At 53.7% G+C, this 17,134-nt stretch carries 13 protein-coding genes and 4 pseudogenes; 9 read left to right on the top strand and 8 right to left on the bottom strand.

Annotated features, from left to right (window positions below; genetic code table 11):
• Nucleotides 1-335: 335 nt before the first annotated feature.
• The 4 genes and pseudogenes from ACMGFL_RS15495 to ACMGFL_RS15485 form a co-directional block, all read right to left on the bottom strand.
• Nucleotides 336-530 carry a hypothetical protein gene (locus tag ACMGFL_RS15495; protein WP_436936497.1) on the bottom strand — a complete coding sequence of 65 codons (195 nt, stop codon included), beginning with the start codon at nt 528-530 and terminating at the stop codon, nt 336-338.
• A 383-nt stretch (nt 531-913) separates the two neighbouring features.
• Nucleotides 914-1,018 (bottom strand): annotated as a pseudogene (locus ACMGFL_RS15935) (DUF6788 family protein); the annotation flags it as partial.
• A gap of 62 nt (nt 1,019-1,080) precedes the next feature.
• Nucleotides 1,081-1,421, bottom strand: a pseudogene (locus ACMGFL_RS15490) (type II toxin-antitoxin system PemK/MazF family toxin).
• Nucleotides 1,418-1,777: a MarR family transcriptional regulator gene (locus ACMGFL_RS15485; protein ID WP_436936496.1), complete on the bottom strand. Its 360-nt coding sequence runs from the start codon at nt 1,775-1,777 to the stop codon at nt 1,418-1,420. Before ACMGFL_RS15485 ends, ACMGFL_RS15490 begins: the two are co-directional and overlap by 4 nt.
• A 228-nt stretch (nt 1,778-2,005) precedes the next feature.
• On the opposite strand from ACMGFL_RS15485, the gene ACMGFL_RS15480 reads away from it, so the two are divergent.
• Nucleotides 2,006-2,485: a hypothetical protein gene (locus tag ACMGFL_RS15480; protein ID WP_436936495.1), complete on the top strand. Its 480-nt coding sequence runs from the start codon at nt 2,006-2,008 to the stop codon at nt 2,483-2,485.
• Between the two features lie 380 nt (nt 2,486-2,865).
• Here ACMGFL_RS15480 and ACMGFL_RS15475 read toward each other — a convergent pair whose 3' ends face one another.
• The gene (locus tag ACMGFL_RS15475; RefSeq protein WP_436936494.1) at nt 2,866-3,357 is read right to left on the bottom strand and encodes an HNH endonuclease; all 492 of its coding nucleotides are present in this window, start codon (nt 3,355-3,357) and stop codon (nt 2,866-2,868) included.
• A 366-nt stretch (nt 3,358-3,723) separates the two neighbouring features.
• Here ACMGFL_RS15475 and ACMGFL_RS15470 point away from each other — a divergent pair, with 366 nt between their 5' ends.
• Nucleotides 3,724-3,963: a MarR family transcriptional regulator gene (locus ACMGFL_RS15470; protein WP_436936493.1), complete on the top strand. Its 240-nt coding sequence runs from the start codon at nt 3,724-3,726 to the stop codon at nt 3,961-3,963.
• Nucleotides 3,964-4,157: 194 nt separating this feature from the next.
• Here the strand turns inward: ACMGFL_RS15470 and ACMGFL_RS15465 are convergent, their stop codons facing one another.
• Nucleotides 4,158-5,558, bottom strand: a complete 1,401-nt coding sequence (locus tag ACMGFL_RS15465; protein WP_436936492.1) for an ATP-binding protein — start codon at nt 5,556-5,558, stop codon at nt 4,158-4,160.
• A gap of 396 nt (nt 5,559-5,954) precedes the next feature.
• Between ACMGFL_RS15465 and ACMGFL_RS15460 the strand changes: the two genes are divergently transcribed.
• The 3 genes from ACMGFL_RS15460 (at nt 5,955) to ACMGFL_RS15450 (ending at nt 11,156) form a co-directional block, all read left to right on the top strand.
• The gene (locus tag ACMGFL_RS15460; RefSeq protein ID WP_436936491.1) at nt 5,955-6,203 is read left to right on the top strand and encodes a type II toxin-antitoxin system RelE family toxin; all 249 of its coding nucleotides are present in this window, start codon (nt 5,955-5,957) and stop codon (nt 6,201-6,203) included.
• Nucleotides 6,204-6,415: 212 nt separating this feature from the next.
• Nucleotides 6,416-7,663, top strand: coding sequence for a DUF8128 domain-containing protein (locus ACMGFL_RS15455; protein WP_436936490.1), 1,248 nt, complete (start codon nt 6,416-6,418; stop codon nt 7,661-7,663).
• A gap of 1 nt (nt 7,664) precedes the next feature.
• Entirely contained in the window at nt 7,665-11,156 is a 3,492-nt protein-coding gene (locus ACMGFL_RS15450) for a type IV secretory system conjugative DNA transfer family protein (RefSeq protein WP_436936489.1), read from the top strand.
• On the opposite strand, the gene ACMGFL_RS15445 is transcribed toward ACMGFL_RS15450, so the two are convergent.
• Nucleotides 11,149-11,793 carry a helix-turn-helix domain-containing protein gene (locus ACMGFL_RS15445; protein WP_436936488.1) on the bottom strand — a complete coding sequence of 215 codons (645 nt, stop codon included), beginning with the start codon at nt 11,791-11,793 and terminating at the stop codon, nt 11,149-11,151. The two genes, ACMGFL_RS15450 and ACMGFL_RS15445, sit on opposite strands and share 8 nt — an antisense overlap.
• A gap of 726 nt (nt 11,794-12,519) precedes the next feature.
• Here ACMGFL_RS15445 and ACMGFL_RS15440 point away from each other — a divergent pair.
• The 3 genes and pseudogenes from ACMGFL_RS15440 (at nt 12,520) to ACMGFL_RS15430 (ending at nt 15,511) form a co-directional block, all read left to right on the top strand.
• Nucleotides 12,520-12,840: a hypothetical protein gene (locus ACMGFL_RS15440; RefSeq protein ID WP_436936487.1), complete on the top strand. Its 321-nt coding sequence runs from the start codon at nt 12,520-12,522 to the stop codon at nt 12,838-12,840.
• Between the two features lie 891 nt (nt 12,841-13,731).
• Nucleotides 13,732-14,127 carry an HVO_A0114 family putative DNA-binding protein gene (locus tag ACMGFL_RS15435; protein ID WP_436936486.1) on the top strand — a complete coding sequence of 132 codons (396 nt, stop codon included), beginning with the start codon at nt 13,732-13,734 and terminating at the stop codon, nt 14,125-14,127.
• 745 nt (nt 14,128-14,872) lie between these two features.
• Nucleotides 14,873-15,511, top strand: a pseudogene (locus tag ACMGFL_RS15430) (IS6 family transposase).
• Between the two features lie 31 nt (nt 15,512-15,542).
• Here ACMGFL_RS15430 and ACMGFL_RS15425 read toward each other — a convergent pair.
• A pseudogene (locus tag ACMGFL_RS15425) lies at nt 15,543-16,148 on the bottom strand (IS6 family transposase).
• Between the two features lie 140 nt (nt 16,149-16,288).
• Here ACMGFL_RS15425 and ACMGFL_RS15420 point away from each other — a divergent pair.
• On the top strand, nt 16,289-17,047 hold the full coding sequence (locus tag ACMGFL_RS15420) for an RraA family protein (protein WP_436936485.1): 759 nt from the start codon (nt 16,289-16,291) through the stop codon (nt 17,045-17,047).
• Nucleotides 17,048-17,134 lie beyond the last annotated feature (87 nt).

The following is a 17,134-nucleotide window of genomic DNA, read 5'->3' as shown; positions in this document are numbered from 1 at the left end:
CCTAGTATATTCTCTACGAGGTACGCAGCGTGTTTCCAATCTATGTCAGTTACGTTGATGAGTTCGAGAAAAAGTTCTCGGTCGTCACGTGGACGAAACTCTCCTGAAGCCAATATTCGTGGTGTCGCGGCAAATATACCGAGTCGAGGATGATCGATTCTCCGGTTCAGCGCCAGAGTTAGTGGTGCGTCAGTTGTCAACACCAAGTCGTAATCGGCGACTTTCTCATAGAGTTCATCAATAGTGTGAGCCCGTCTTATTGACACATCCGAAATCCGCTTGTTACCCTCAAAAAGATTGGTGACTGCGTGTGGTGTGGCCTGTCACGGCGGTGTTCACTCTTCTGTGCCGACCTCTGCAGGATCGACACCCCAATAGTCGCCGAATCGACGGAAGTGTTCAATAAGAGTTTCTGCAGCGTCCTGGCGTTCTGTGGCGTCTTCGACAGGCATAAAGAAAAATCCGGGAGCGTTACTGAATTGATCGTCGTCGGCACGTACATCCAGTTCCGAATTCTCTGCTGCCTCCACGACCGTTCTGTGGTCATCGCTGTTCCCGTTAATGATTTTGTAGCAGGCTGCACAGAGTACTCCATCGACATCGTCTTTACTCACAATCGGTACGGGCTTGCTCGGTATCGCCAGTTGGCTCCTCATCCCCGAAGGCATTCTAATTCCGAGTCCCGATATTGGAATCGTGTTCGGACTGATTGAATTCCCTCTGTTTGAGTTGGTTCTCAGAGCATCCGCCTATTTAGCCCGAAGGAAACGCGGCGAGACAGCGAACAGAGCCGTATCGGATGATAATGTAGCACAATAAGGTGAGGCGACTACCAAAACTGGGCTGTGCAACCCAGACACGCTATTGCTGAAGATGGTGTTCCCACTCCCACCTTAGAAAACTTATTGGGGTCTCACTCATCAGGGTTTACTGGAGATTTATATTTGGACTTGATTTTATCGCCATCTCGCCACTGCCAGTAGTAGTAGCGATTGTCGTTGATTTCTTTGATGGTTTTGTTGGTTAATACAGGGTTGCTGATTCCTACGCCTGTGAACTGTGACACTACCCGAAATATCATTATTCCCCGGTGGGTGGTTCAAGATAGGATCCGAGAGCATCGACAACCGTCTGGACGAACGACTCTTCGAGGCGACCCTGACGCCGAACGATCGCGGCGTGCTTCGGTGATGCGACTGCCCACGGTGAGGCGTAGCTCTGTTTGGCATCCCACCCTCGATCCAGTTGGCGTCTTCGAGAGGAAGTCCTTCATCGTGGGCCGTCGTCGTTAGTGTGACCGTCATGTACTCCTCATCGCCGAACGGATGGCTGTCGTTGTTGAGGATCAGCCACGGCCGTGGATTTTCACCCGACTTGAACGGATCCGGGCCCCAGACGACATCGCCGCGCTGATAGCTCATTTAGTCTCCTCGTCGTCGACAGCGTGTTCCAGCCACTCGTCCATGTCTTCCTCACCGAAGCGGTCGTTTGCGGCGCGCGTGCTCTCGACTATACTCACATAGGCGGCCACCTCGTCAGCCTCACCCAGTGCCCAGTAGTTTCCCTTGTGGCGGACGAGCCCGCGATCTTCGAGGCGTGAGAGGACGACGCTAATGCTCCCGGCTTTCACATTAGTCGCGTCCCGAATCTCGCTCTGCGTGAACGCCTGTTCGGGATGGGCGGCGAGGAACTGCATCACGCGGTCGGCGTTTGTCTCCCCGCTGTGTTGGAGTCGGTCTTCAGGGGAGGACTCGAACGTCTCGATGTCGATGGGCATGTGTATTTGTTTGTCTGCAAGTGTATTAGGTATATCGACGTATGTTCGACGGATGCACTCGGGGAATATCGGCAGGGAAACGCAGTTAGCGACGCGAGGATCTCAAGGGGATGTCAAGTCTGGGTCACGTGCCGAGGGTGTGAGCGATTTGAGATTAAACTCGGACTTGCCACAGTATTGTTCTGCGAGTGATGCGAGCGCTTTTGTTCGGAGAATATCCGCGAGATTGTGTGCGAGGAGTTGCTCGAACGCTCCAGTCTCGAACGCTATTACGGCTTCTTCGCTCTCATCGAATGGGTCACACTTAGTGAGATTCCCACCAACGAGCGTGTCATATGCGCTGACGAGTCCGTTCTGTTCTTCCCCGTCGATACTCGTATTGAATCGATTCTGGATAACCGGGAGCAGATCTGCGTAGGGGAGACCATCGAACGGCCATTTGTGGTCTTGCAGCGTGTATCGTGTCCGGAGGAATGGGAGGTCAAAGCCGCCGTTGAACCGCTCGCCGTTGTACGCGATCAACAGATAATCACGCGGAGCCAGCTTTTCGGCAGCGAATTCAGCTACACCTTCCAACAGGCTTCTCTCAGTTTGATGGGCACTGAGCTGGATCTCCGTCTCGAACGTCGCGGTCAACTGGGCTTCGATGTTAGTGGGGTCGACTTCACGGCCACCAGTGTTCAGGAAGATTCGATTGCCGAGCGGTAATGTGAATCCAACGACGGTCACTTCCGCGGTTGTATCGAACCCAGCCGTTTCGATATCCAACGGCACATGCGTCAAGCGAGTACTCATCTGTCACCCGATGAACTGTACAGCGTTGGTTGTCGTCCCGGTTCAGTTGTCATATTGGTGGTTTTGCTTGCCTTCATGATAAGCCGTGGCGTGTCCTTTCCGCGTTTCTGGAAACCTCGATATCTCTGGTTTTCAAGGGCTTGAGATATTATACAGGTTGAGTCACTTTTCCGGAAACAGGTTCCAGGATTATCGGAGCATCCATTCTTTGTCCGAGCCACAGGGGCCCCGGTGGGTTTGTAGAGATCCTCTCTAACGCCCCGGTTCCGGTCTTGCTGCTTGTTGCGCTCCTACTAACTCGGGTTCGCCGGGCCAATGTATTCGGATCTCACAGAGTCACCATCACGCCACTGGAAGTAGTAGTACTCATTCCCTTTGATGGTCTTCTTGCTGAGGTAGACACGCGCTGGCACCTCCAACTCTGAGATCGTTTCTACCCACTCTTCTGAGTCCCAGTGCTCGGGCACTGGAATGCTGTATTTGTCTTGCAGGACTTCCGGTGAGTCGGGAGTGTTCATCTCCTCATCTTGAGCAACGTCCAAGATCCAGCACGACAATCCGTCGACTGCGCTCAGCCGATGAACAGCCTTGTGGCACCGTTCGCACAGCGTCACGAGATTGTCAGGGACATCCCGGCCCCCTTTACTAACCGGAAGGATATGATGAACCTCAAGTGCCGCGACTGGACTCCCTACCTCACAGTATTTGCACTGATGGTCATCACGTTCCAGGATGTTTTCTCGCATCGTGTCCGACAACGCATTCTTAGCTGTTTCTGTTGCCATCCTACACACCTCCTCCCTGGTGACTGATGGACGATGCCGTCCCTATTGAACCGTTCTCTGTTTGTTTGACTCTCTGTTCCCTCTGTCCCAGACTGCTCAATCCTGTCGGACTGAATCGTTCTGGGAACTCGGTATCTTGAAGTCGTTTGGGTTTGTTCGTAGTCATGCTTCGTTCACTTGCGAAGCGCGGGGTTGGTGCTACGACACCAGCCTCCACTTCTGAGGTATCCCACACTTCACATTACCCTCTATGGGTGGATAGTATATAAATATTTTGCTTAGCAAAATGCTGAGCAATTAGAAAAACAAAACATCAAGCAAAATGCTTTGTATTATATTTCGCGACTACAAATGCGAGAGTGGCTGATGGTCAACGAAAAATACGAACCTAATGAACGGGAGGAATCTGTCCTCGATCTATTCAAACAGGGTCGAGACTCAGGCGAGCCGTGGGGACGTGTAAACCCATTATATCTGCGAGAACACTCTTCTCTCGACAAAGGGCAAGTTGAGTACGCCCTCCGGAATCTCAGAAATGCTGGCTGGATCAAACAGGTAAACCAAGGTGGTCTTTACGAATTTGTCGATGATCCGCGAGAGGATTGATTACTGTCTTTGGGTTCTCGGTTTCACCTGTTCGGGTCAAATGATCAGGTAAGTGAAAAGGAGAAGACCTGCGAGAATCTGGCCGATGAGTAGTCCTTTATTCTCGAATTCATTACTGTTTTGTATGGCTGATCTTGGCATTATAGAGTCCTTGACCGCGGTTTGGGGTTCGTTCGATGTCGGAGTTCCGTGAACTACGGCTTGGCCACTGAAAGCGCCTGTACAACGTCAGTGACGGTGAATAGGCGGAGGTCATCTCGCTGGGCGGCTGTCTCTTCGACTGACGGCTTGAAACCGCTCCGTGAGAAGAGCGCATACTCTACAACACGATCACCCCCATCTCGTGGCGACCATCGAAGTTCATCGGTGTGATCTTGGAGGTTCGATAGCGACTTGTAGCTGAGTGGTGACTGCTGGAACTTGCACTCGCCAACAATCAGTGTCTCGCCAGCTGTAAGGCCGACAACATCGATCTCGTGTTCACCATACCACCATTGTCCAGTGTTCGTAATCGTATACTCCGGGTACAGCGTTCGAAGTGCGGAACAGCAGAGATCTTCAAACGACCGGCTCACGAAGTCAGCCAACTCCGGTTCAATCAGCGCGTCGTATGCATCGTCTCCTAACTCGTCATATTGCTCACTTGTCCCGTAGACGAAGTGGAACCAGAACCGGAAGAATGGGTCACGAATCCGATACCGACTGCGCTTACTCCGCTCTTTCTGTTCTGTGATCGGGACGTGCTGATCCACCAGACGCAATCGAGACAGTCGATTGAGGTACTTTGAAAGTTGGTTGTAGTCGATGCCGGTGGTTCCGGCAATTTCGTTTCGGCTAGTACTCCCGCCAGCGATGGCTTCCAGAATTGAGAAGTACCGCGTTGGCTCGGTGAGTTCCATTCGGAGGACGTAATCAGGCTCATCATGGAGTGTCCCATGTCGGGAAAGGATCGTCCGCAGAATATTCTCTGCGAGCGTCGCATCCGGGGAAACTTCTTCTAGATAGTACGGAACGCCACCAAAAACACCCCACGTGAGTATCTGCTCATCTGCACTATATCTGTCGTCGAAGAACTCCATCGCGGCATCGAACGGCAGTTGTCTAATATCGAGTTTGACGGATGAACGACCGTAGAGCGGACTATTTCCGAGTAAAGCTGCGTCTTCCATCATACTGATTGATGATCCAACGAGCACAAATGTCGCAGCTGACTCATCGAGTTCGTGGTCGAACATCGCCTGTAACACGGACGGGAGGCTCTCGTCTTGCGCAACAAGATAGGGGAACTCGTCAAGGACAATAATCGCATCCTGTTCGGCGAGATACCCGAGAATTTCATTCCAATCTTCTCGAATTCGTGTTACTCCATGGTGCGATTCTGCAGCTGTTTCGATGAACTGCTGGAGTTGTAACTCACTCGTTTTTTGCTTGGCTTGATATACGACAGCGTCATCGTACTCTTGCAGCGATTCTCGGACGAGCGCCGTTTTTCCGAGACGGCGACGCCCGAATATCACCGCAAGTTCCGCGTCGTCTGAGTCGTAGAGCTCGCGGAGACGAGCGAGCTCTTCCGTCCGGTTCACGAATTCGGACATACAATCCCTTCCCGCCGGACAGATAATAGTATTTTCGATAATCGTACTTTAGAGTATGGTACTTCAGAGTATTATATTGGTCTCTATCTTAATTTAGCGAGAGAATCCCAGCCTCCAGGCCGGGCGTGAATCGCGCAAGCCCGGTTTGACTGTCCCCAGAGACTCCCGGGCTGGATATTCCACTTTCGCTCTGGCTTGCACACCATTATCGATTAGAGCAGATGCGAGAAAAGGGCTCGTAGACACGAAGAAAACCGGCGCGCGTGGGGCTGGTTGGTGGTCGACGGTTGCCCCACAGCTTTCCCCGGAGACACTCGACCGCGTGGACTCGGCTGATCGAGAGAATGCAACGACTCTTGACGACCTGAAACAAGAATTTGAACTCACGTGGCTGATATGGCCGAGGTTGTCGTATCGGATAATGCGGCCGAGTGGCTACGTGACGCCGAACCGGACGTGAGAGACCGTATCGTGAATAAACCCAATGAAATTTCAGACTTTCCCAACCACTACCTGAAACGGTTGCGTAACTCGCCGCACTATTGGTTCCGGATTGGGGATCACCGCTTGACTGCTGACTGGCGTAATGACAAGGAGGAACTCTTTGTTCGGGACATCGGCTACAAGCGAAACATCTACGACTAAGTGACAATCTGAGAAAAATATTGAACCGCTTGCTCCAGTAGATTTAAGTTAAGAGTGAAGCCAAGGGCAGAGAAATTTGTGGTGTTACTGGTCTAATGATGGAGCATCTCAACAAAAATACCTAGGAGATCAACGAACCCAATTCCATAACACTTTGTCGGTTTGATCCCTCGTTAAGTTTATAAACAAAAAATCAAAGAAGGTTAATTATAATGGGACTGCCGTTTTGGCCCTCCTCGAGTGGTGATGACAACTGGCCGCTCGACTACAACACGTATCAACTCCAGAGCGACACACACCCCGGATCAAGTGAACTGCCAGGAAAGCTACTTAAGATCCGTCCGTACAAAGAAAACGATGGGATCGACGCGGGTGCGAACCTCCTACAGACGCTTCACGACGTCTACATCGAAGGCGGTGAGAACAAAAGCGACTCGCACGCCTTCGAGATCTGGTTCGACAGAGGCAAATTCAAATTCAGAATGTACGCTGCCAACCCCCGCGCTGAAAGCCGCTTCAAGCGACGTGTCGAAAGCGTTTACACTAACTCTGAGGTTGCGACACTCGACAACTGTGACGCGCTCCCGCAGATGGACGAAGGCTACTACATCTCCGGCGCGACTCTCGATGAGAACAGACACACGTTCGTCCCGATCCGACACCACGAAGGCGACGGCTTCCCGCATGGCGACCCCTACTCCGACATCCTCGGCGAGATGGCCACGCTCGATGATTCGATGGTCGTCCTCCAAGTCATCTTCAAGCCCGCTCGGCATGACTGGACAGAAAACGGGCCAAACGGCCAGTCTGTCGATGAAGTCGCCAACAGCCTTCTCGAAGGCGAAGTCGAGAGTCTCCGCAACATCTCCGCGTGGCTTCCCTGGCACGAAATTGAGGAATACGGCCCGAGCCACAAAGACAAGCAAGCCGCGAAGCTCGTCCGCGAGCAACGCGGCAAGCAGGGCTTCCACATCGACATCCGCGTCTTAGCGGCCTCACCAAACCGGCGAGAAGCCATCGAGCGGGCGCGCGGTGTCAGTCGACTCTTCACGAACGTCTACTCCGGTGAAGCCAAACAGCGACTCGTTGACCACCCTATGCCGACAGAAAAGCCCGAGGCGCTCGGATTCCTGAAAAACATGGTCTATCGGCGCTGGGTCGACCACGAGATGATCCTCAGTCTTGACGAACTCGCCGGGATCGCACACATCCCGAACACCCACATCGAGGTTCCGCAGATCCCCTGGAAGACCACGCAGACCGGTGAACCTGTGGCTTCTGACGCAGACAAAGGCGTTCATCTCAATTCCGAATCCGATAATGAGACGTCCTCAGACACACCTCAGCAGACCTCCGACGTAGACGCTCAAGAACACAACGAGAGGTCTGACGAGACGGCGACTACCAGCAACGACACGTCAGGAGATGGAGACACGGGCATGAGTTTTGGAGGGCGATAACATGGGGCTGTTTGGAATCGGTGGAGATGATGAACCGTCCGTTGAAGAGCTGGAAGAGGACATCTATGGGACCCATGAAGACACTGAAGATACTCTCGACCCAGAGACGTTACTTGGCGAGGAATACGCGATCGAGCACGAAGCGTATGAACGCGCCGGAGAAGACGAACCAATTGAATATACAGCCGAAGAAGGCCCTGTTGCTGGGCCGACCGTCCGACACATGTTCGAGCATCCAGCGGTCTCCGACGAGAACAAGGGCTTCTGGCTTGGCTACGACGACAACGCACGTGACGGCTTCCGCGAAGCTGGCGTCCCCTTCGACGCGCTCAAACGCCACCTCTGGATCTCTGGGACGACCGGCGCGGGCAAAAGCACCATCCTCCAGAACAAGGCCGTCCAACACGCTTACGCAGGCAACGGCTTCTGTAACATCGACCCGAAAGCCAGCGGTGACACCCTTGAACTCCTCCAGAAGATCCCGCAACACCGTCTGGATGATGTTGTCTTCCTCGAGCCGAGCTCAAGCCAGTTCTATCGCGAGGTCGGGATCAACATGCTCGATATGCCTGCCGAGACAGACGAGTCCCAACGTGAGAAAGAAATCGAGAGTCGGCTCGAAAACCTGATCGCGATCTTCGGCAGCGGCAAAAAAGGGCTTGACGGCGCTCGGATGCTCTCAATCATCGAGTCGATGGGTCGCGCGATGCTTCGACACAACTCCGAGGTCGCCCTCGATGACGACCGTGACCCTTCCGAGAAATACACCGTTATCGATCTGTATTTCATCTTGTTGAACGCTGAACGCCGCCTCGAATTTATCGATGAGGTTGACGACTACTACCTCAGACAAGGGCTCATCGAGATCGCGAAGATGGAGGACGACGAGGTGCGCCCGCTCGCCCGGCGTGTCAAATCCTGGGTCGAAAACGCGATCATCCGGAAGATCATCTCCAAGCGAGACTCTACCATCGACTGGGACGAGATTATTGATGACGACAAGATCCTGCTCGTTCGGATCCCAGTAGATTCGTCGGACATCCACCAGATGATCACGCTCACCGTGATCCGGAACCTCTGGAGTGCGAAGAAACGCCAGGATCGCGACCCGGATCGCGAGCTCAAGCCGTATTTCCTCCAACTGGACGAATTCGAGAAGATCGCGAACGACAACCTTGCCGTCGAGGACATGCTGGTTCGAGCCCGGTCGATGTGGCTCTCAGTCTGTCTCGGAACGCAGTACCCCAACCAGATCAAGAGCAAGCACGAACACGTCTACAACGCCGTCGAGAACAACGCCAACACGAAGATCGCGATGCGGACGCCAGGGGAGAAAGACGCCCGGATCCTGATGTCGAACTTTGAGGGCTACGACAAAAACGACTTGATGAACACGAATTTCTATCGCTGCTGGACGAAACTCCCGCTCCCCGATGGGGCAGACGAAACTGATCCACTCAACCTCCGGACGTTCGCGCCGTATCCACCGCTGCGGTCGGAGGAAGAAGCGAAGGAGATCATCGAGCGGACGCTCGAAGAGCACGGTGAAGCGCCACTCACCGACGACGAGATCCAGCGTGAATTGAAATTCGGGGATTTCACCGAGTTGGGCGACTCAGATGTTCCGGGTAGCAAGGCGTTCACTGAATCTGCGCGCGGTACAGAGATGTCGTTTGGCGGGGCGGCCAGTGAGATGACTGCCGAAGAAATGCCGAAACAGAAGATCCTCGAAGGCATCTACGCCGCGCAAGTGTTGCATGAAGACGCTGAGACGCCAGTCCCGACCGATTTCGCTATTGAAGTGATCGAGCAACGCTTCGGTGAAACCGGCTACCAGTCGATCATCAACAACTGCTTCGAGAAATACGAGGAAGTGGATCGGCATCGGGGGGAAGGAGACGTCGAGATCGAGTTGACTGACCACGGCAAATCGACCGTCTTCAGCGCGGATACGGGGTCGTCGGCGTCTGGTGGCGGTGACGACCACCGCTACATCCTCCAAGAGTCCTACAAAGCGTTCACGAAACTCGGCGCGATCACGTCACTGCCGACACAAGAGGGTGAGTCTCTGCCGGACGGAGTGGCGCGACTCCCGATCGACCCAACAGAGGAAGAGACACTGCCCGCGATCAAAGAAGCCGAGGAGGAGTTGAAGACGCAATACCCCCGGCTGTACGAGGTGAGCAACGGGAAACACATCTCGATTGAGGCAGAGACCTCAACGATCATGAAGCCGATGCAGACGTTAACGAATCTGCGGAAGGCAATCGAAGCGAACGAGACCTGCGTGTTCACCTGTAAGGACGCCACATTCGATGACACCGACAGCCACGAGATCGAGCACTGGCCGGAGCGGGGCGAGAAAGTCATCTACGACGCCAGCGGGAACGGTATCGACCACGACACGATTCTGTGTGCAGCGAGCGTCGACGCGCAGGGCAACCGGAAATTCTACAACAAAACATCGAAATTCGCGATCGACGCCGACGCCTACGCCGTCCGGCGAGCTACTGATCCATCCGACTCGCTGGAGTGGAAAGAAGACGGGGATGCAGTGATTGCCGAGACTGAAGACAGCAAGGAGGTAGTCGCGCAATTCGAGAGCCCGGAGGCTGTGGGCGACCCGGAGCGAACTGAGGTGCAAGCGTACCGCGAGATTGTTGACGACCAGTGGGTAGTCCAAGAAGGTTCAGAGACGCACTCCTATGGGTCGCTGGATGAGCTTCGCGAGGACTGGCAAGACCTCTACACGCCGTTCATCCCCGAGAATGAATTCCCACGGATGCCCCGTGACGATGATTTCCTGTTCGTGGTGTTCCCCGACAGCGCCAACGAGAACTACCACGAGCCGATGATTTACGAACAAGGCGAGATGGAGCCGTTGTTCACCGACGACGACGTGAACATGGGGACAGTCTCGTACTCAGACGAGGAGAGCGAAGAGGGAGATGAGCAGACCGACGACACCGACGAAGGCGCTGACGACGCCGCTGATGAAACCCCACCCGACCACGAAGCACCCAGCCAAGACCAGGAGCAGACGCCCGAAGGAAGTGGTGAAGACACGAGCGAACCCCCGGAGTCAGCGGGCGAACAACCCGACGAACCCGGTTCAAATCGTACTGAGGGTGGCGCGTCGAAGGCGACACAACGCGACAGTTCAGAGCAGGAACCATCCCCCGGTGAAAGCGACTCTGGAGGTGACTCTGGTGCGGGGTCAGCACAAGCGAGCGACGTGCGCGATAGTGAACTCCCTGATGTCTGTCCGAACTGTGGGGAGGAGACCAGCTACGAGAGAGCGCCGGAAAGCGATCTGCTTGCCTGTGAACACTGCGGCTACACCCCGTCTGAAGATGAGATGCAGTCACCAGAGCAGGCCACTAGACCCAGCAACGAGGCCAACGAACAGACACACTCCGAGGAACAGCCAACCACAGAAGACACAGAGCAGGACGACTCAGAACCCAGTGAAACGATGGATTTCCTCACCTGAAAGTGTGAAGATCCTCTTCTTTTTCTGCAAAGAGATCCGCGACCCTCTCCTCACCGTGCTCTTCTGCCAAGAGTTGTTTTGACACTGCCGACATAGTGATTGCAGCATCAAGTGTTCCTTGCATCTCCTCATCGAACACCGGGTATGACTCGATCGACTCGACTCGACTTTCGACCTCACCAACCCGCTGTTGAAGATTATTGACTGACTCGATCAGCGAGAGAATCTGGTCGTTCTCACCCGCTTCAGAGTCAGAGTTCACCCCCTGCTCCTCTAGTTCAGACAACGTTTCTTGAAGTGCTCCTAACCGATCTTCCACCCGTTCAACTCGGTCTGCAAGTCCACGAGGCTCTCCCGTTTCTTCATCGATCTCGTCCACAAGCTCCAATCCTTTCTCCGTCAGCGACCACTCCTGAGTGGGTCTTCCTCCCGACCGTTCACCCTCAGTCTGAGAAGTGTCGATCAGCCCAGCAGGCTCCAGATACTCATATTTCCGATAATTTATGAGGCGTGTACTGTCATGTCCAAGAACATTTTTTATCTCTGTTGAGGTAGCAACCCCATCATGTTCATCAAGCACCTGTAGTATCTTCACACTCATCGTGTCCAGTTCTATCTCAGCATGAACCTCTACCATGCAAAAGTATCAGAAACCAAGTACTAAAAAACTTTCCCTACAATTCCCTTACAAAGTTTTCCCTTACAATCTTTTCCCTTACAAATTTCCCTACAAATTTCCCTACAGTTCCTTTACAAACCACATCGGCGTCACCCCTATATTGGGGTGCCCTAGTAGCGATGTGAGAGTGGGATACAGAATTGAGTCGATGCTGGCCTCTCCGGCCTATATCATAAAGGTGAGAAGTGTGGGTGTGCTGAGCGAGCCTGGGAGTGGAATAGAGAGGAGAGAGTGTGGAGCGAGAAAGAGTCAAGACAGATCAGGGGGCACCCACAGAAAGCTGTGTGAGAGAATCCAGGTGGCGAAGCGAAAAGGGGAGTGGAGGAGTTCCAGAGAGTAGTACTATCAGAAAGAGTAGACATCGTTGGAAGAGTGTGGACTAGTCCAAAGAGTGGGACTAGTAGAACTATTTCTACGAGTGGAACTAGTGAGACTCCAGCAAGTGTGACCGGGAGTGGAACTCTTCCCAAGAGTAGCAAGAGTAGAAAGAGTAGAACTGTTTCTACGAGTAGGACTATCCAGACTCTTCCCAAGAGTGTGGACTCTCATCGAGAGTAGGACTGTCTCAACCAGGAGGGCTAGGTGGACTGTTTCCAAGCGAAGTGGACTCTCATCGAGAGTGGAGCTCTGAAGCAGCGTGCAGACAGTGGGACCACCCCGGTATCGAGAAGGGGGACATCCAAGATGAGTGGTGACTGGCTGGGACTCCACCTCGAGTCACTGGTGAGTATCCCCACCGGGTTCCGAGACCTGCACCCCCGGCGTGTCTCTGGGCGACACCAGCCACCGCAACAGCACCGGGGACAGCAACAGCAACAGCAACAGCAACAGAAACAGCACCGCAACAACACAGCAAACAGCATTCCAACAGCAACAGCGACAGCACCGTCCCGAATCAGCAGCGGCGTCGACAGCGTCGTGGACAGCGGCGGCGAGTGGAGACAGCGTGGACAGCGGCACCAGGAGGTAGACAGCGTGGGTGGACTAGCTGAGTCAGGTAGTTGAGCTAGGTGGCGAAGCGAGTCCAGTAGAGATCTCCGGTGAGCTGGTCACACCACTTCCACCCATCGAGTTTCTCCGTGGCTCCGGAGAAACTCTCTGCTGGCCGCGTGGCGCGCTCCAGACAGCGCCCCAGCACTCTCCCACCCAATCCATGTGGTTTCCCCTCTGTCAGCGTGCCACCGCTCTCAGCGCCCTCTCAGCGGCCTCTCTCTGAACACTGTGGACGAGTCACCCCGCGACACTGATCTGGTCCTCTGGTGTGCCGTGGCCGAGCTCCGTGAGATACCGCACCGCAGACAGCAGTGATAGCCACCGCCGACAGCACTACACAGCAGACCGCCCCGCTCCCCAGGTGAGTGTAGCACAGTGGATTCTCCCGTGTGCCTCAGTGTGGCCTGCCCCCCAGTGTCCGAGTCTCCTGCCCGACTCTCCACCGCTGTCCACAGCCCGCGACAGCACAGCCACCGCAGACAGCAGACAGCCCCGCTCCCCAGGTGGGCTCAGACTGTTGGATTCCTGGTGTGTGTCACCGCACCGCCGACAGCCACCGCACCGCTACAGCTCCCGCTCCAGAGGTGAGTGCAGATCTGCCGAGTCCCCAAGTGTGTCTCTCCCGGTGGAGAGTCCCACCTGCGACGAGCTTGCCCACTCCCCCACCTGTGTCTCGACCGCTCACTCCCCGATCTTCGACGCCCCGCTCACTTCTCCCCCTCTGTGTCTCTGGTGGTCAGGCCACCTCGAGACACTTCCCCCGATGTCCCCTGTGTTTCGACTCCCCTGTCCCACCACTACTGTCTCGATTGGCGGAAGTCGATGTTTGTTGTCTCGTTCATATTGCTATTACCCCAATATTTAAATATTGTAGAGGTCTACAATAGTGTCACTGGTGATAGTATGAGTGAGAACAAACACGAGGATCGAATTGGCAAGGGGTTGGAAGACGCAAACAGTCCGGAACGTGTCCGTGCCCGCTCCATGCTGGCGAAGACTCTCTCTGATGCAGGATATGACGATGTGCTTGTACTTTCGCATGAGACAGCCGAGGAAACCCTCACTCCGAATCGCCGCGAGATCATCCAGGCGCTCACTCGGACGAACGTAGAATCTGTTCGCGAGCTTGCCGACGTTCTTGAACGAGACTACGGGAATGTAAGCCGTGATCTGGGTGCGCTTGTGAGAAGTAACATCGTTGGATACGTCGAGACTGGAACAAGCAAACGTCCTGTACTGGAACACGAGACCGTCATCGTAGAACCGCTCGTTACGTCTGACCCTCCTCTCGATAGATGAGAAGAAGTCCATCGGATTGTACTTAACCAGAATGACGTCTGTTGACTGGACAGTGACATCGGTCCTGCTGATGACGATCTCAATATCGACCCGGGTTAATGCTGGCACATCCCTCCTGATATCTTCAGGTGGACTTGATTGATAATTTTACAAATTAATATTATCTAATACTGTTATCTTCTATCTTTTACCATCTCAAGAATTATTAGACATCGGTCTGCTCAAGTGACTAACTGGTGTCGAAGCATTCGAGCCAACCGTAGATGGTTTGCCGCTCCACGTCGTACTATACTGCTGACTCAGTTTACGTCCCGTCGAGCTTGTATGTTACTGCCGCGAAAAGTAGTCAAGTTGGCTACTATCCGTCTACGTTGTTGAGGACGTCTTGCAATTCCTTGTTAGAGATTGCGTCGAGATGACCTACTACCTATCGCGGTAACTTACGATAATCTGTTCTAATTGGAATATTATGTAATTGGCTGTGTACAGAGAAGGATAATTGGTGAGCCGTAGCACTTTCAAAGGATTTATGTCTGACAACGAGACTTTCGCAGTAGTATCGATCAGATTGTCTTAGATCTTGTGGCACGAGAAACGACACCGCAGATGCTGATGAAGCTGATTTTTAACTCATCTTGCCGGATTATCATCTCCAGGTGTATCTAATATATTTAATATATTTATCGATCGGACACTGTCTAGTTAGTGAGTTTGAGAAGGTGGGGAGTTCTTTGAGTAAGTGTCCATGCCACTCAAAGAACTCCTCGATGAGAGCTTAGAAGCAGAATATAATGAGGTTTGGGAACGGGAGCGGACGACGACGGTCGTCAGGGCGTTCGCCGTCCGCCTCCATTCAGCGGGGCTGTCGCTTCGGGAAACAGCTGCTATCTTGGAGTTGCTCGACATAGATCGGTCACATCAATCTGTGTGGCAGTGGAAGGAGCGACTGGCTGACAGCGCACCTGTCCCGCCGTCGGCACAGCCGACGCGGGTCGCGGTCGACGAGATCGCTGTCAAAATCGACGGTGAGTGGCAGTGGGTGTACGCTGCGATCGACGTTGAGACGAAGCTGTTGCTCGATGTCGCTGTATTTTGCCGCCATGGCACTGATCCAGCAGCGGCGTTTCTGCATGGTCTCACCGAGAAACACGCTGTCGAAGACGCAGAGTTTCTCGTCGAAGGCTTTGGCTACTCGACTGCCTTTTCTCGATTAGGGTTGAGCGGTCGGCTCGACTACTCGACTCGAAACCTCACCGAAAAATAATTTCACACCCTCAAAATGTGTACCGACCGCTTTCATACCTCATGGGTGGGCAGTCGGGCTGCCGTCCGGCGGTGGTTGCGACCATTCCAGTACTATTACAACCACCACAGACCGCACTAATCACTTGATGGAAAACACCCGCTGAGATTATCTATACAGTGCCGTTTGTAGCATTATACCAGCAAGCAAAGGCTTGGAGCCATGATTCGGCTGTTTCTGGTTCAACGTGGCTGAAGCAGTTCGAGAAAGACGATGTTCATCGCTTCACTTCTCGAAAAATCCCTTGGATGGCATTCCGATTTCCGTGGCGCGAGGATTGAAATCGGAGTCCAGATCGTTGGAGTGCAGTTTGGAGGTGTTGAGCGCCATCGACGAGGAAGACGGCGGTTTCGACGTCGTGTTTTTGTCGTAGTCCGCGGAGAAAGATCTCGGTGAGTCCGCTCGTTGTTGTCAAAAAGAGATGAACGTGAAGCAACTCGTTCGTGGGGGGATCGCCAGCGACGTACAGCCAGAACTGCTGGTCGTTGATCCGAATCACTGTTTCATTAAGCGCAACCTAATTCGGAGTTCGTCCGGATTCTGGCTGTAGATCGGCTTTTTCGACCCAATCATGGATTGCTTTTCGGCTGCTTTGGACACCCAGGCCCTCGAATAACTCGACGGTATTCGACAGTGAAAGTCTCGCAACGTGCGATTGAATACCTAGTTCCATCGCCGGCCCGGGTGTCCGCTCGCTCTCCACAAACTCTAATTCAATTCAGTCTCTAACTCCGATGAGGCGGGCGATTTCTGCCATAGATCAGTAAGAAATTCTCCTGCCTCACTCTTCACGCTTAACTAAACACGACCCCATTAATGAGGAATACTTTCATTATCATCGGTTCTAAACTTTGGATGATGCCAACCGAGACACTCTACGACTTCGAGATTGAGGATGCACCCCGAGAACTCGACATCGACGACATCGAACGCGTTGAGCGGTTCAAACGTGCTGGCTACGGCGGCAACGTCTCTGACGCACTCTGGGATCTTGGAATTACAAATACCGTACTCTCCCAGCAGTTCTTCTCCCTGAACGAGGATCAAATCCTCGCCGGACGCGCACTTCCCGTGAAACTTCACTCGTCCGTCCACCCGGAGGAGTTCGGGGAAGAGGTTGAAGGCGACGACGTACACCCGCAGAAACAGATGATGCGAACCGTCGAGGCCAAAGAGGACGGAAGCATACTCTGCTTCGATGTGGGAGGTGACAGCCAGCTGGCACATTTCGGAGAGATGAGTTGCCAACTGGCGTATTCCCACGGCGCTCGCGGGATGCTATGTGCTGGGAACGTCCGGGACACGCAGTATATCAAGGAAATGGACGAGTTTCCCATCTACACGCAGGGGACTGCACCGAATGCGTTCGGTGGCTGGGAGATCGTCGAAATAGACCAAGCAATTCATCTGCCCGGCCACCTGACCCACTACGTTACCGTACGACCCGGGGACTTCATCTTCGGAGATTTCGACGGTGTTCAACTCATTCCCAGAGAAGTAGTCGATGAAGTATTGCTCCGCGTCGAGTCGATCTACGAGAAGGAAAACGAGGAGCGGGAACAGATCGCCGACGGGATGCCGATCGACGAGGTCTATGAAGAATTTGGCGTCCTCTAAGGCGTTCCAATACCCCAAGTCGTCCGCTGACTGAAGCAGCGGTGATGGTGTTACGATCCAACCGCGAGAAATTATAATATTTCCGCA

It is taken from the genome of Halovenus marina, from assembly GCF_051414115.1.
Taxonomy (GTDB): Archaea; Halobacteriota; Halobacteria; order Halobacteriales; family Haloarculaceae; genus Halovenus; species Halovenus marina.
Note: the sequence above shows the minus strand (reverse complement) of the source record. Positions and strands in the feature narration are given on the sequence as shown.